This window comes from Kluyvera sp. CRP (genome assembly GCF_019930565.1).
Taxonomy (GTDB): Bacteria; Pseudomonadota; Gammaproteobacteria; order Enterobacterales; family Enterobacteriaceae; genus Kluyvera; species Kluyvera georgiana_A.
The window spans coordinates 4,470,322-4,484,640 of sequence record NZ_CP082841.1; the positions used below are offsets into that span (position 1 = coordinate 4,470,322).

Sequence of the window (14,319 nt, forward strand, 5' to 3'; positions counted from 1 at the left end):
CCTGTAGGGTACGACAGGCTACGAATCCGTACGCGCCTGTCTTGTCTTTGTTATGTGTCAGTCGTGGCTGACGGTATTGGCTTCGATATATGCAAAGTTAATGTCTTCGCCCAGTCCAGGGCGCTGAGACAGGTGAACAAAGCCATCCGCGTCCATTGGGTCGATGATGCTGTTCAGGTAGGCCGCCGGCTGGTCGTAGTCGAGGAACGGATGCAGCAGGCCGCGCTCATACCAGCGACAGTTACGGATCGCCCCGACCACCGCCAGGCTCGCCGCGCCGTTGCCGTGCACTTCGCAGTCCATGCCGAAGGATTCCGCCAGCGCCGCCACCTTCATCGTTGGCGTAATGCCGCCCACGCCGTTAGCGCCCGCGCGCAGAATGTCGCACGCGCCCGCTTTCACCCAATCCGCACGGCTGTGGTGCTTACCGCCAAAGCTTTCCGGCCCGATAATCGGGATAGAGAGGTTTTCCGCCAGCCACGCGTAGGACGACATGCTGTCCTCTTCCATCGGTTCTTCAAACCACGCGAAGTTGAGTTTTTCCAGCTCCTTACCTATCCACAGCGCTTCGGTACGGCTGTACCAGTGGTAGCCGTCGATCATCAGGTCGATATCCGGCCCCACCGCCTCGCGTACCGCGGCGCAGGCTTTGATATCCATTTTCGGGTTTGGCGCGAAGGAGACCGGCGGCATCCAGGTGTGCAGCTTGATAGCCTTATAGCCGCGCGCCACCAGGGTTTCGGCAAAGGCCGCGTACTCTTCCGGCGTGGACAGGCCACCTGCTAAATCGTCGCCACACATGGTGCTGCCGTAGGCCGGCACTTTGTCACGATAGCCGCCGAGCAGTTTGTAGACCGGCATATTGAGCTTACGCCCAATCAGGTCCCACAATGCTTGTTCCACGAAAGACAACGCGCGTTCGGTCAGCTGATGCGCGCTGCCGCGCTGCCAGTGCACCAGGTCCTGCCAGATGCGTTCACGGTCGAACGGATCCTGACCAACCAGCACTTTACGGAAAAAGGTATTTACCACGAACGGGCGCACGATTTCCGGCGGCGCAAACGAATAGCCCTTGCTGCCATCGTCCGCGGTAATCGTCAGCATCGCCATTTTGGCCATGCTTTCTGGCCCCGGATGGGAGTGCCCGGCGCTATCGGAGACGCGGCGGGTGGGATGCTGGAAAACGGTGACATTTACAGATTCAATTTTCATTATGTGTCCTTAGTACAACATTCGACATGGCGCTTAACGCGCCACAATCCTGTGTCCAACACTGATCCGATAAAACGGTTTTAGGGAATTGAAAAGGCGTTTCATGACTAATCTAAGCACAAAATAACAGCGCTTCCACGGACAAATAGCGCTAACAATCGACTGTTTTTTGGGCATGCGCACAAGGAGGCGTGATGTTTTTCACAAAAGGATAACGAAGTGTGAAGGGGATCGGCCTCCTCACCCTGGCGGGCGAGGAGGCAAACTTTTAGGCGAAGGTAATCTTGCTATCGAGGTAAACGTCCTGCACGGCGTTGATCAACTGCACGCCGTCGGCCATGGATTTTTTGAACGCTTTACGGCCCAGAATCAGCCCCATGCCACCAGCGCGTTTGTTGATAACCGCCGTCCGTACCGCGTCGGACAGGTCGGTCTCACCGCCCGCCGCGCCGCCGGAGTTAATAAGCCCCGCGCGGCCCATATAGCAGTTCGCCAGCTGATAACGCACCAGGTCAATCGGGTTGTCGGTGGTCAATTTGCTGTATACACGATCGTCGGTATAACCAAAGTTCACCGCTTTATAGCCGCCGTTATTTTCGGCCATTTTTTGTTTGACGATATCCGCGCCGATGGTCGCCGCCAGATGGTTGGCCTGCCCGGTCAAGTCGGCGGAGACGTGATAGTCAACGCCGTCTTTCTTAAACGCAGGGTTGCGCAGGTAGGCCCACAGCACCGTCACCATCCCCAGCTCATGCGCGCGCTCGAAAGCGGCAGAGATCTCCTTAATCTGGCGGCGAGACTCTTCTGAACCAAAATAGATGGTCGCCCCTACAGCCACCGCGCCAAGGTTGAAAGCCTGCTCAACGCTGGCATACAGCGTTTGATCGAAAGTATTCGGATAGCTCAGCGTTTCATTGTGGTTGAGCTTCACGAGGAACGGAATGCGGTGTGCGTAGCGGCGCGAAACCGACGCCAGCACGCCGTAGGTTGAGGCCACGCAGTTACAGCCCGCCTCAATGGCCAGTTCGACGATGTTTTTCGGATCAAAATAGAGCGGGTTGGCGGCAAACGAGGCCCCGGCCGAATGCTCAACGCCCTGATCGACCGGCAGAATCGACAGGTAGCCCGTACCGGCTAAACGCCCGGTATTGTAGAGCGTCTGCATGTTTCTCAACACCGCAGGTGGGCGGTTGTTATCCACCATCACCCGGTCAACGTAGTCGTGGCCAGGCAGATAGAGCTGGTCGGCTGGAATGGTCATACAACGATGCTGTAAAAGGCTGTCGGCGTCTTTGCCAAGCAACTGCGCAATATCAGTCATAGCTATGCTCCCGTAAGCGCCGACATCATGTCGGCTGGATGTCCTGCTCAAGTTTTTTGAGCAGGATAAGCCTGGTACCGGGGGCGTAGAATGTCCAACTTTTGTCGGTTTTAACGCACAAGCTGCTGGCACGCAGACGGGACAGTTACCACCACTCGTGGAAATGGTGCACTGGGCCAATCCCCTCGCCCACTTCCAGCGTATCGGCCTGCGCCAGCGCTTTCGACAGCCAGGCTTTCGCCACCGGCACCGTTTCCTGCCAGCTGGCGTGACGTGGCCGCAACGCCGCCAGCGCCGCCGACAGCGTACAGCCGGTGCCATGGGTGTTTTTCGTCACCACCCGTGGCGCGGTAAACCGCGTTTCACCGTCGGCGGTAAACAGCCAGTCCGGGCTTTCGGCGTCGTCCAGATGGCCGCCTTTCATCAGCACCGCTTCACAGCCCAGCGCGCGCAGCGCGCGCCCTTGTTCCAGCATCTCGCGTTCGCTGCGGGCATGCGGCGCGTCAAGCAGCGCCGCCGCCTCCGGCAGGTTTGGCGTAATCAACGACACCTGCGGCAGCAGACGCTGACGCAGCGTCGTCACCGCCGATGCGCACAGCAGCGGGTCGCCGCTTTTCGCCAGCATCACCGTGTCGAGCACCACGTTCTGAATACGATAACGCGCCAGCCGCTCGGCCACAGCTTCAACAATATCGGTCTCGGCCAGCATGCCGATTTTGGTGGTATCAATGCGCACGTCGCTGAACACCGAGTCCAGCTGCGCGGCGACAAAATCGGGTTCAATGCGATAGACCGATTGCACCCCGCGGGTGTTTTGCGCCACCAGCGCGGTCATCACCGAACAACCGTAGGCACCCAGCGCGGAGAAGGTTTTCAGGTCTGCCTGAACGCCTGCGCCGCCGCTAGGGTCGGTACCGGCGATGGTTAAGGCGTTAATGCGCTTCATGCCGCCACCTCCGCATTCATCGCGTACAGCGCATCGAGGAAGGCAGGCATAAAGCTGCCCGGCCCGCGCCCCTCGGCGGCCTGCTGCCCGGCGAATTTCATCAGCGCGCAGGCGCCCGCCACATTTTCCAGACGGCTGCCCGACAGCGCGCAGCTGGCCGCCACCACCGCCGACAGCGCGCAGCCGGTGCCAACCACCCGCGTCATCAGCGGATCTCCGCCCTGCACTGCCAGCGTTTGCTGACCATCGGTGATGTAATCCACTTCTCCCGTCACCGCCACAATCGCGCCGCTTTCTCGCGCCAGCTTCTGTGCCGCTGGCAGCGCCGTCGCGGCCGTATCGGTGGTATCCACGCCGCGCCCGCCGTGGCTCTCGCCCGCCAGCGCCAAAATTTCAGAGGCATTTCCACGAATCGCCGCAGGCTGTAATGGCAGTAAGCCGCGGCAGAATTCACTGCGCAGCGTCAGTGCGCCAACGGCAACCGGATCGAGCGTCCAGGGCGTCTTCGCCGCATTCGCGCTTTCCACCGCCGCAAGCATCGCCTGCGCACGCGGCTGGGTTAAAGTGCCAACGTTTATCAATACCGCACTGGCTATGGCGGAAAACTGCGCGGCTTCACCGGCATCAATCACCATCGCGGGCGAGGCGCCAAGGGCTAACAATACGTTGGCGGTGAAAGTCTGCACGACATCGTTGGTCATACAGTGAACAAGGGGGGCATGCTGGTGAAGAATATGGGCAGTACGCGCGGATTGCGCGGGGTTTAGCAGGTTAACGTGCATGGTTTGCTCCTGCCATAACGCGAAGAAGCAATGACCAGGCGGTCTCTGACTTCCCTACGCTGGCATTATCCAGATCAGGTGGTACGGGTATTTCTCAGCCTTCACCAGGAAGGGCACCCCGAGTCGTTTAGCGGCGTGGCCGCTTTTTTGCAAGCGTAAGGGAAGTTTCTCGCTTAAGCAAGCCTCTTCCCCCGCGAGAAATCACGCTATAAACAGCAAGGTTATATCTAATAGTCGTTAAACTTTAATTAACACGCTCACGACAGGTAAAAAAAAGATAGCCATGACTTTCTTTCATACGAAACGAAAAACCAGATAGCCATAATTAAACCCGCGACGAAAGAAAAAATAAAAAAACAAAGAAAATCATTAGACTCGCTTTAGAACCAATCATAAAAACTGTTTTCTATAGGAATAATCCTTATCGATAAATGGTAGGATGAGTTCATCCAACCATTTGAATTAATTAAAAAATAACATTTAAACCTCACTACATTCACCACGTGAATCTATCAACAAAAATCATGATCCTAATCAATATTTATATAGTCAACTTACTGGATAGTTGCTTCGCGTTACAAAGAAAGCGGCAAACTTCTGCTTGCCTTAGTGATTGATAGTCAATGATAAAAATTATTCTTGCGTATGTGATCGTCTCCCTCGCGCTGGTAGCAACCGGGGCATTAGGGGCGGTGGTATATAGCAATGCAGTCTCCATAATCACGAACGACTGTTATCACTCATAACAATTAAAACCTGAAAATAATTTATAATTAACGGTCCCGAAAATATTACGGGGAGAACGTTAAACATTTATTCAGGTGACGTTCTGGTCTATATAAAAAATAAGGTTAATGATGAAAGCAAAAATAATGCTGTTAGCCGTTGTGGCAAGCTCGGCGATTCTTGCGGGTTGCTCTACCCCGGCACAGCGAATGGCGGCATGTGAGGCGCAAGGTATTTCTAAAGATACCTGCTATTTATCCGAACAAAACAGACAGCAAGGGATCAACAACGCGGCCATGACCGCGGCGTATGCCAACGCGGCCAACGCGACTCGCACTCACGACGCGGAACAACACGCGCAGGCGGCGCACGTCGCCGATCCCATGCGTGAAGCGACGCTCTCTTCTAATGTGCTAAAAGCAACGCTGTCTAACGGTTTCTTCTCGGCGACGATTAATGGCAAAAAAGCCGTTGTGAAGCGTATTAACGCCAATTTTTATGAAATTCGCGGAGCGGGCTATATTATTTCCGTCAGTATGAATGCAGACGGCATTGAAAGCGCATCGTGGAATAAGACCCATGGCCGTGAAAACGGCATGCTGACCGTCAAACAATAAAAATGGATACAGGGAGGTAGACGCCTCCCTTATTCTGTTGGCGCTACTCGGCGGCGTTCTCACGCAGCGCTTTAAGCAGCAGCGTAAAGCAGGACTCAATTAGCGGCGGCAGCGTCTGCGGCCCGCGCATTAGCGCCACCGTACGCGTCAGCGCTGGTTGCTGAAGCTGCGCTACCCGCAGCGTTGGGTCTTCAAGGTGGGTGGTGTAAAGCTGCGGCAAAATCGCCACCGCCAGCTGCGAGCGCACCAGCCCGTACAGCGTTTCGATATAGTCCACCTGATAACGCGTATTCAACGTCAGCCGCTGGCTTTCAACCAATGCCCCGACCAGACGCTGCACGTTCCCCTTTGAGAATACCGCAATATCGCGCCCCGCCAGCAGTTTCCAGGGTAAATGTGGCTGCCCGGCTAGCGGGTCGTCCCTGTGCAAAACCGCCACCAGCGGATCTTCACGCAGCGGGAAGAGCTGCAAATCAGCCGGCAGCGAACTGTCGATGGCGCCGACGCCAAAATCAATTTGCCCGCTTTGCAGGTCGCCAACCATGGCATCGTTGGTGCGATCGTGAAATTCAACGCGCAGACGCGGGAACGCCTGTGCCAGCATCTTCGGCAGCAAAGGAAATAACAGCGAACTGACCGACGGCACCAGCCCAATGCGCACCGTTCCATCGCCGCCCGCCTCGACGATTTGCTGCATATCCTGAAACGCCGTCTGCGCCACGCTCAGCACCCGCTGGGCATGGGGAAGTATCGCCGCCCCCAGCTCGGTTAACGTCACCGCCGAAGCGGTACGATTCACCAGCTTGCCGCCAAGCACCGCTTCCGTCTGCCGCAGGGCGCTGCTGAGCGCCGGTTGGCTAATGGCCAGACGATTCGCGGTGTCCGTAAAGTGACGCAGTTGGGCCAGCGTGACAAAATACTGCAGTTGTTTAAGCGAGAGCGCGGGCAATCGCTGCCAGGGTTCGGTCATGTTGTGCTTCACTCGTGACGATCACGCAGAATAAGCCGAAGTTATCAGGTGATAAGTTTTTTCATCTGGGCAACCGTTTGCTCTGCCCCTAAAGTAGCGCACATTATCCCTGTGCCGGAGATGTTATGTCCAGCAATGCTGAAAACCGCCGCCGCGCCGTTCAGGCCGCTCGTGGTGAAGTTCCGTTCGACCTGCTGCTCACCGATGCTTACATCGTCGATATGGCGACGGGTGAAATTCGCGAAGCCGACGTAGGTATCGTCGGCGACATGATTGCCAGCGTCCACCCGCGCGGTAGCCGCAGCGACGCCCTTGAACGCCACTCCCTGCCCGGTGAATTCCTCTCTCCCGGCCTGATGGACACCCACGTCCACCTGGAAAGCTCACATCTGCCGCCGGAGCGCTATGCCGAAATTGTGCTGGCGCAGGGAACCACCGCCGTCTTCTGGGATCCCCATGAGCTGGCCAACGTGCTGGGCGTGGCAGGCGTGCGCTATGCCGTAGAGGCGAGCCGCCATTTGCCGTTGCAGGTGATGGTTGCCGCGCCGTCCAGCGTCCCGTCGACGCCGGGTCTGGAAATGTCGGGTGCCGAATTCGCCGGCGCGGAAATGAGCACCATGCTCGGCTGGCCGGAAGTGCGCGGCGTGGCGGAAGTGATGGATATGCACGGCGTGCTGCACGGCAGTTGCCGCATGCAGGAGATTGTGCAGGCGGGGCTGGATAGCGGCAAACTGATCGAAGGCCACGCTCGTGGGCTGAGCGGCGCCGATTTGCAAGCCTATCTGGCCGCAGGCGTCACCTCAGACCATGAACTGACCTCCGCTGACGATGCGCTGGAAAAGCTGCGCGCCGGGCTGACGCTCGAAATTCGGGGTTCCCACCCTTACCTGCTGCCGGATATCGTCAAAGCATTGCAAACGCTGCCGCATCTCTCTTCGCAGATTACGGTCTGCACCGACGACGTGCCGCCGGATATGCTGCTGGAAAAAGGCGGCATCATCGCTCTGCTCAATTTACTGATTGAACACGGACTGAGGGCCACCGACGTTCTGCGCTTCGCTACGCTGAACGCCGCCATTCGTCTGCAGCGAAACGATCTGGGGCTGATTGCCGCCGGTCGCCGCGCGGATCTGGTGGTCTTTGATTCGCTGGATAAACTCTCCGCCCGCGCGGTCTACGTCGCCGGGAAACAAATCGCCCGCGACGGCAAGCTGCTGGCAGCGATTCCCCCGGCCCCTGGCGTGACGCCGCCGCGCAATACGCTGCACCTGGATCCACTCAGCGCCGATGACTTCGCGTTGCGAGTTGGCCGCATTCAACACGGCGTCGCGCGGCTTCGCCACATCCGCGGCGCGCGCTTTACCCAATGGGGCGAAGTGGACGTCGAGATCCGTGACGGCCAGGTGCAGATTCCCGACGGATTTAGCCTGATTTGGGTTAAGCATCGTCATGGCCGACATGCCGCCACGCCGCAGATTGCCCTGCTGGAAGGCTGGGGCGAACTGCGCGGCGCTATCGCCACCAGCTACTCGCACGACTCACACAACCTGGTAGTGCTGGGCCGTCACCCCGAAGATATGGCCCTGGCGGCCAATCAGCTGATCGCCTCGGGCGGCGGCATGGCGCTGGCGCAAAACGGCGGCATTCTGGCCCACGTGGCGATGCCGATTGCCGGGATGCTTTCTGACAAACCCGCCGACGAGCTGGCCGCGGAATTCCGCAATCTGCGCGATCTCAGCGCGAAGGTTGCCGACTGGGAGCCGCCGTATCGGGTCTTTAAGGCGATTGAAGGCACCTGTCTTGCTTGTAACGCCGGGCCACATTTAACCGATTTAGGGCTGACCGACGGCACCACGCGACAGATTGTCAACCCGGTCATTTCATCACAACACACAGCACAACAATAATCATGGGAGCGCCACATCATGGCCGATAATACCCTTAACTCCACCACCTCCGGGAGCTGGTTGGAACGGCGCTTTGCGCTTTACTCGCGCGGCAGTTCGCTGCGTACCGAATGTCTGGCGGGCATCACCGGCTTTCTGGCCGCCGCCTATCTTTTAGTGGTCATTCCAGGCCTGCTGGCGGTAGGCGGAATGGATAAAGGGGCGGCCACCACCGGTACCATTCTGGTGTTCGTCGGCGGGACGCTGCTGATGGCGTTTTATGCCAACCTGCCGTTTATCGTCGGCCCCGGTATTGGCGGGTCGGTGCTGGTAGGCGTGACGCTCGCGGGCAGTGAAAACATCGGCTGGCCGATTGGCTTAGGTATTGCCTGCTGGTCAGGGATCCTCTTTTTCCTGCTGACCAAATTCGGCCTGCGCGAAGTCGTCACCCGCTCGGTACCGCAGTCGATAAAACTCGGATTAACCGCCTCTATTGGCCTGTTTGTCGCGGTGCTGGGGTTCCGCAACGCCGGGCTGGTGCTGGCGAACGCCAAAACGAACGCCTTAATGTTGGGCGATTTCCTGGCTCCTGGCGCACTGGTCGCGCTGTTCGGGCTATTTCTGGCCATCGCTCTGCAGGCGCGAAGCATTCCTGGCGCCATTCTGTGGGCCATTTTATTTGCCACGCTGGTCGGTATTCCGGCGGGCGTCACCCGTCTGCCAAACCACTTTATCGATGTGCCGCATTCACTGACGCCCGTGTTAGGCCAGATTGATATGCTGGGAGCGCTCAATATTGCCTTCCTGCCGTTCCTGTTTGTCTTCTTCGCTTCAGAGTTCTTCTCCACCATGGGCACTACCCTGGCGGTCGGCGGTGAAGCCGGGCTGCTGGATGAAGAAGGCAATATGCCGCATATTAATCGTCCGTTTATGGTCGACTCGATTGCCGCCGCGGTAGGGCCATGGCTGGGGATCCCAGCGGCCACCGCGCTGATTGAATCTTCAGCCGCGGCAGAAGCCGGAGGCAAAACCGGCCTGACGGCTCTGGCCGCAGCGGTGATGTTCCTACTGATGCTGCTGTTCACTCCGGTGGCGCTGATGATCCCGAAAGAAGCCACCGCGCCAGCATTGATTCTGATTGGCCTGAATATGTTCAGCGGCCTGCGCAAGGTCGATCTGGCCAACTTTACCGACGGTCTGCCGGTGCTGATGATGGTGATGATCACGCTGATTGCCAACAGCTTCGGTACCGGGATTGCCGGTGGCCTGCTGTTTTACATCGTGATCAAGACAATCGCCGGTAAATGGCGCGAGATTCCTGTCGGGCTGTGGGTTCTGGCAGTACCGCTGGTGTATTACTTTGCGACGCTGGTACGACACTAATCTTGCAGGCCCCATCAGATGAGCGTGGCAAACACGCTCGTCTGGTGGGGAGCAGAATTATCACGCTGAATTGATTGTAATTTTTTTCAAATCTTGATGACGCCCACCATCAGTAGATAATATATTTTCAGTTTACAAAGAGGCTGAAAATATTATGCCAGAACAATCAGACATTAAGCTAAGACCCCTTGAACGCGAAGATTTGCGCTTTGTGCACCAGCTCGATAATAACGCGAGCGTGATGCGCTATTGGTTCGAAGAACCTTATGAAGCCTTTGTTGAACTAAGCGATCTTTACGATAAACACATCCACGATCAGAGCGAACGCCGTTTTGTCATTTCGTATAATGGCAATAATGCAGGTCTGGTGGAGCTGGTTGAAATAAACCATATTCATCGGCGAGCGGAATTCCAGATTATCATCTCACCGGAATATCAGGGCAAAGGCCTGGCGACACGCGCCGCTAAGCTGGCGATGGATTACGGTTTTACCGTCCTGAATCTCTATAAGCTCTATCTCATCGTGGATAAAGAGAATGCCAAAGCCATCCATATTTATCGTAAGCTTGGTTTTATCCAGGAAGGCGAGTTAATACATGAGTTTTTCGTTAACGGCGAATACCGCAACACGATACGTATGTGTATTTTCCAGCATCAATATTTAGAGAATAATAAATCGACGGGTGGCTTGCTGAAACCGACGGCGCAATGATGACGAACATCGTCTGATATGGGCTACCCGCACCGCCGCGGAAAGCGGCTGGCGGTGCGGGTTCATCTGACGATGATTAACGTAATGACGACGCCGCCATCCTGACCCAGGTATGCCGCTTACCGCGCACCGCCATCGACAGCGTATACACGGCCTGCGGGTCAGCCATCCCTGCCACGCCGGCATCACCAAAGTTGTAAACATCGGCACCGCAGCGTTTGCTGGCGAGGGCAATCTCACGCACCGTGGCTTCATCCGCCCCTTCCTGACTGCTGCTAACGGTGGTGATGGCCATGCCGCCCGCCGCGCGAATAGCCGAAAGTACTCGCTCAATGCGGGCTTCCGATGCGCCGCGGCAGCTGGAAGGAGCAGGAACTATCACCCCATCCGCACCTGCTGCAACATAAGCCGCGTACTCGTCCGCCTCTGCCACTCCTGTGCCGTAGAACTTCGCCACCAGAATGAGTCTATCCGTCAGCGCGCGCAATTGGCTTACCGCTTCCCTTACCCGCGCAGCATCCACGCCCGGTTTGTCGTAAGCCGTCAGGCAATAAAAATCGGCCTCGGTAACCAGTCCGAGATGAAGCGGATCCCAGCCGCGAGGGTTATCCGGCGTATTTTCCGCCAGCACTTCCAGACTCACGCCCACCAGACGTCCCGTTAGCTGTTTGAAATGACGCAGCCCATCGCAGCCCTGAATACGCTGACTCTGGCAATCCATTCCTTTCACCAGCAGCATATCGGCGCCAAACGCGCACAGCAGTTCACCGTTAGTCACCTCGCCATACAGCGGCGACGCACCTGCGGCGACTTCCGCCATAATCACTCGCCCCTCGGATGCCATAATGGCCTGCTTTAACGCCGCCGCCGTCACCGGCTCGGCGAAGTCGCTGGCGCGACAGTTGAGTATTCTTTGCATAGTCGTCCCTTAGTCTAAAACCAGAAGTGAAGGCGATGGCTGGCGGAATGCCCCCTGCAGTATTTCCAGGTTAGTTAATGCCTCTTCTTCACTGACGTAATTCGCCGCGCCAGCGGTCAACGTGGCAAAAATGGCATCGTAAACGCGCCCGTAATCCCCCTTTACCGACGCAATATGTTCAATATGACTGACTCCCTGTTGATCAACGTACTCCAGCAATGCCAGCTCCTCACCTTCCGCGAAGTGCTTGTCATTTGGCATCACGCCGTTTTTCAGGCAAGTTTCCTGTTGGTCAATCTGATAACGAACAAACGAACCGCGCGTACCGTGGACCAGGAATTTCGGATAAGGCGTCTTCACCAGATGGCTGGTTTTGATGATGGCTTTCATATCACCGTAAAATAGCTGCGCCTCGAAGGTATCATCCGGGTTAGCTGGCTGGCGAAGATGCCGCAGGTGATAAAAGACCTGCTGGGGGCGGCCAAACAGCGACAGCATCTGGTCAAGCGTGTGCACGCCCAGGCCATAAAATGCGCCGTCGAAGTTACCGCCGGGCTGATGCTCGGCGTCTGGGCGGAAGTAGTCAAAGTGGCTCTCCACCTCCACAATCTCGCCCAGCTTGCCGCTTTCGATGGCCTGCTTCATGGTTAAGAAACAGCTATCAAAACGACGGTTCTGGAACGGCGTCACCAGAAGCCCTTTTTCTCGTGCCAGCGCAAACAGCGTCCTGGCTTCTTCCGGCGTGGTGGTGAACGGTTTTTCCACCAGCACGTTTTTGCCGTGTTCAAGGCAAAGTTTTGCGTAATGGAAATGGCTATCCGGATGGGTACAGACGGTCACCAGGGTAATATCCGCATCATTCAGGATATCCTCAACCTGCGAAGTAAAAGCGATATCCCGGTAGGCCGCTTCCTGTTCCCGATCAGGATTTCGCCGCTGATCATAAATACGCTTAACGTTAAATTTATCTTTACGGGCCAGAACATAAGGTAAATGGTAGCGCGTCGCGCTTTTACCAAAACCAATAAACGCACTGTGAATCATCGTATAACCTCCTGTTAAATTCCGTTGATGCCCGCCAGTTGGTTTGCCGCCTCTTCAATGGCAGATTTACCGTCCAGCTTGCTAAAATATTGTTTATTAATCGGGAGTACCGGGCAGGCCGCATGTATATTTTCAATAATACTGTCCTGCATATAGACAACCTGCGGTCCTAATAAAATCAGGTCAGCCTTGTGATATTCCTCTTCGATACGCCCAATATTGACAGCGTAAATCGTTAACTCGTAACCCTGTTCCTTCGCATACTGCCCCATCTTTTTGGCCATGATCGATGTCGACATACCTTCATTACAGGTCAGGATGATGGTTTTATTATTCAGTACCTCGAGGCCATTTAATTCAGGCGCATCTTCGATGGTGGTTGCGGTATTATCTGCAGACAGCGTATTGACCAGCGCTTCAACTTTGTTTTTCAGCATCGTGCGTTCATAGGCCATTAAGAACGGCAAATAGATCATTACCCCTAATGCTAAGAGCAGGAGCTGTAGCAGCACATTGCGGAAATCACCTCCCGACCCTAACCAACCTGAAAGCAGCGGCGGAACCGACCACGGCACGTAGGCGACAATACGTGAGACCATGCCAAACTCGGTGGCAAAATAGGCAATAATAAAGTTAATCTGCGGATAAATAATAAATGGGATCATAATTAACGGGTTGTAAAGCACCGGGAAACCAAAAATAACCGGCTCGTTAATATTGAATAATCCCGGCGCCAGCACGGTTCTGCCGAGCTTTTGATGACTGGAGATTTTGCTGCGCAGAAAGACCGCAATCAGCAGCGCCAGCGTACTTCCGGTTCCCCCCATATGGCCGTAAAGGTCGCGGAACGGCAGCACGATAATATGCGGTGGTACTTCGCCTCTGGCAAAGGCGGCCATGTTTTCCTGCATCGCCACCAACAGAGGCGGCTCCAGAATCGGGTTAATAATGCCTGATGGATGAATACCCAGCGAAAACAAGAAATTGGTTAAGGTGGTCAGTACCAGAAAGCCTGGCAGGTTAGTGGTTAAATGCACGAGCGGCGCCTGAATGATGGCCTGGATTATCTCATGCACCTCTTTCCCCGTACTCGCCTTCACCACCGACGCCACCAGCGCAAAGGCCAGCACCACCAGCATAATCGAGAACATTGACTGGAAAGACTGTGTCACCATCGGCGGAACTTCATCACCCATGCGAATTTGTAGCCAGCGGGTTTTCGCTATCCACAAAAACAGATCGGTGGCAATCACGGCGGTAATAATTGCCATAAACACGCCGCCGGCGTTGGTGAGCCCCTGAGAAATGACGCCGCTGACCTGCACCGCTTCGGAAGCATTCACAGGAACAACGGATAATGTTCCTGGCATCAAGACCAGAAATGCCGCTAATGAGACCATCGCCGGGATCATCGGCGCGGCAAACTTACGCTTGCTGGCAATACTCCAGGCAATTAATACCACCAGCATCAGCGACAAAATATTCATGGTGCCGTTCAGTATGCGATCGCCGACGCTCCTCAGCGCCGCCATCGTCTCGGCGGAAACCCACTGTCCGATAAACCCTTTTGCGTCCAGAAAAACAAAGTTCACCATAATAAAAAGCCCGGCTAACACCAAAAAGGGCACGGTGATAATGAAACTATCGCGTAGGCTTCGGAGATGAACCTCCGACGCCATTTTCTGCGATATATCAGTAATTTTCGTCAATATCGTGGTCTGACTCATGACTTTTCCCTTGCAATGAAAACAACCCCCTGCGCGGAGTTAGCACACCCGTTGACAAGACTGCTCGCTTCGCC

12 protein-coding genes and 1 riboswitch are annotated in these 14,319 nt (G+C 55.9%); of the genes, 4 read left to right on the forward strand and 8 right to left on the reverse strand.

Annotated features, from left to right (window positions below; all coding sequences use genetic code 11):
- Positions 1-57 precede the first annotated feature (57 nt).
- The 4 genes from K7B04_RS21275 to thiM all read right to left on the reverse strand — a co-directional run bounded on the left by K7B04_RS21275 (position 58) and on the right by thiM (position 4,261).
- A complete protein-coding gene (locus K7B04_RS21275; protein ID WP_065357420.1) occupies positions 58-1,212 on the reverse strand; it encodes a mandelate racemase family protein in 1,155 nt (384 codons plus the stop codon).
- Between the two features lie 268 nt (positions 1,213-1,480).
- A complete protein-coding gene (gene fbaB, locus K7B04_RS21280; protein ID WP_223802970.1) occupies positions 1,481-2,533 on the reverse strand; it encodes a class I fructose-bisphosphate aldolase in 1,053 nt (350 codons plus the stop codon).
- A 145-nt stretch (positions 2,534-2,678) separates the two neighbouring features.
- Complete coding sequence (gene thiD, locus K7B04_RS21285) at positions 2,679-3,479, reverse strand: bifunctional hydroxymethylpyrimidine kinase/phosphomethylpyrimidine kinase (protein ID WP_223802971.1); 801 nt, start codon at positions 3,477-3,479, stop codon at positions 2,679-2,681.
- Positions 3,476-4,261, reverse strand: coding sequence for a hydroxyethylthiazole kinase (gene thiM, locus K7B04_RS21290; protein WP_223802972.1), 786 nt, complete (start codon positions 4,259-4,261; stop codon positions 3,476-3,478). The genes thiD and thiM overlap by 4 nt, the downstream gene beginning before the upstream one ends.
- Positions 4,262-4,295: 34 nt before the next feature.
- Positions 4,296-4,392: riboswitch (TPP riboswitch) on the reverse strand.
- Between the two features lie 726 nt (positions 4,393-5,118).
- On the opposite strand from thiM, the gene K7B04_RS21295 reads away from it, so the two are divergent.
- Entirely contained in the window at positions 5,119-5,604 is a 486-nt protein-coding gene (locus K7B04_RS21295) for a hypothetical protein (RefSeq protein ID WP_223802973.1), read from the forward strand.
- Between the two features lie 43 nt (positions 5,605-5,647).
- On the opposite strand, the gene K7B04_RS21300 is transcribed toward K7B04_RS21295, so the two are convergent.
- On the reverse strand, positions 5,648-6,574 hold the full coding sequence (locus K7B04_RS21300; RefSeq protein WP_223802974.1) for a LysR family transcriptional regulator: 927 nt from the start codon (positions 6,572-6,574) through the stop codon (positions 5,648-5,650).
- A gap of 125 nt (positions 6,575-6,699) precedes the next feature.
- Between K7B04_RS21300 and K7B04_RS21305 the strand changes: the two genes are divergently transcribed.
- From K7B04_RS21305 to speG, 3 genes are all read left to right on the forward strand, one after another.
- Positions 6,700-8,481, forward strand: coding sequence for an adenine deaminase C-terminal domain-containing protein (locus K7B04_RS21305; RefSeq protein ID WP_223802975.1), 1,782 nt, complete (start codon positions 6,700-6,702; stop codon positions 8,479-8,481).
- An 18-nt stretch (positions 8,482-8,499) separates the two neighbouring features.
- On the forward strand, positions 8,500-9,843 hold the full coding sequence (locus K7B04_RS21310; protein WP_223802976.1) for an NCS2 family permease: 1,344 nt from the start codon (positions 8,500-8,502) through the stop codon (positions 9,841-9,843).
- Between the two features lie 154 nt (positions 9,844-9,997).
- On the forward strand, positions 9,998-10,555 hold the full coding sequence (gene speG / locus K7B04_RS21315) for a spermidine N1-acetyltransferase (RefSeq protein ID WP_163449368.1): 558 nt from the start codon (positions 9,998-10,000) through the stop codon (positions 10,553-10,555).
- Between the two features lie 76 nt (positions 10,556-10,631).
- On the opposite strand, the gene K7B04_RS21320 is transcribed toward speG, so the two are convergent.
- From K7B04_RS21320 to K7B04_RS21330, 3 genes are read right to left on the reverse strand one after another with little or no spacing between them, the layout of a single operon-like run.
- Positions 10,632-11,474, reverse strand: a complete 843-nt coding sequence (locus K7B04_RS21320) for a hypothetical protein (protein ID WP_167575450.1) — start codon at positions 11,472-11,474, stop codon at positions 10,632-10,634.
- Between the two features lie 9 nt (positions 11,475-11,483).
- Positions 11,484-12,518, reverse strand: a complete 1,035-nt coding sequence (locus K7B04_RS21325) for an oxidoreductase (RefSeq protein ID WP_223802977.1) — start codon at positions 12,516-12,518, stop codon at positions 11,484-11,486.
- A 14-nt stretch (positions 12,519-12,532) separates the two neighbouring features.
- Positions 12,533-14,245, reverse strand: coding sequence for a PTS transporter subunit EIIC (locus K7B04_RS21330; RefSeq protein WP_223802978.1), 1,713 nt, complete (start codon positions 14,243-14,245; stop codon positions 12,533-12,535).
- Positions 14,246-14,319: the final 74 nt, after the last annotated feature.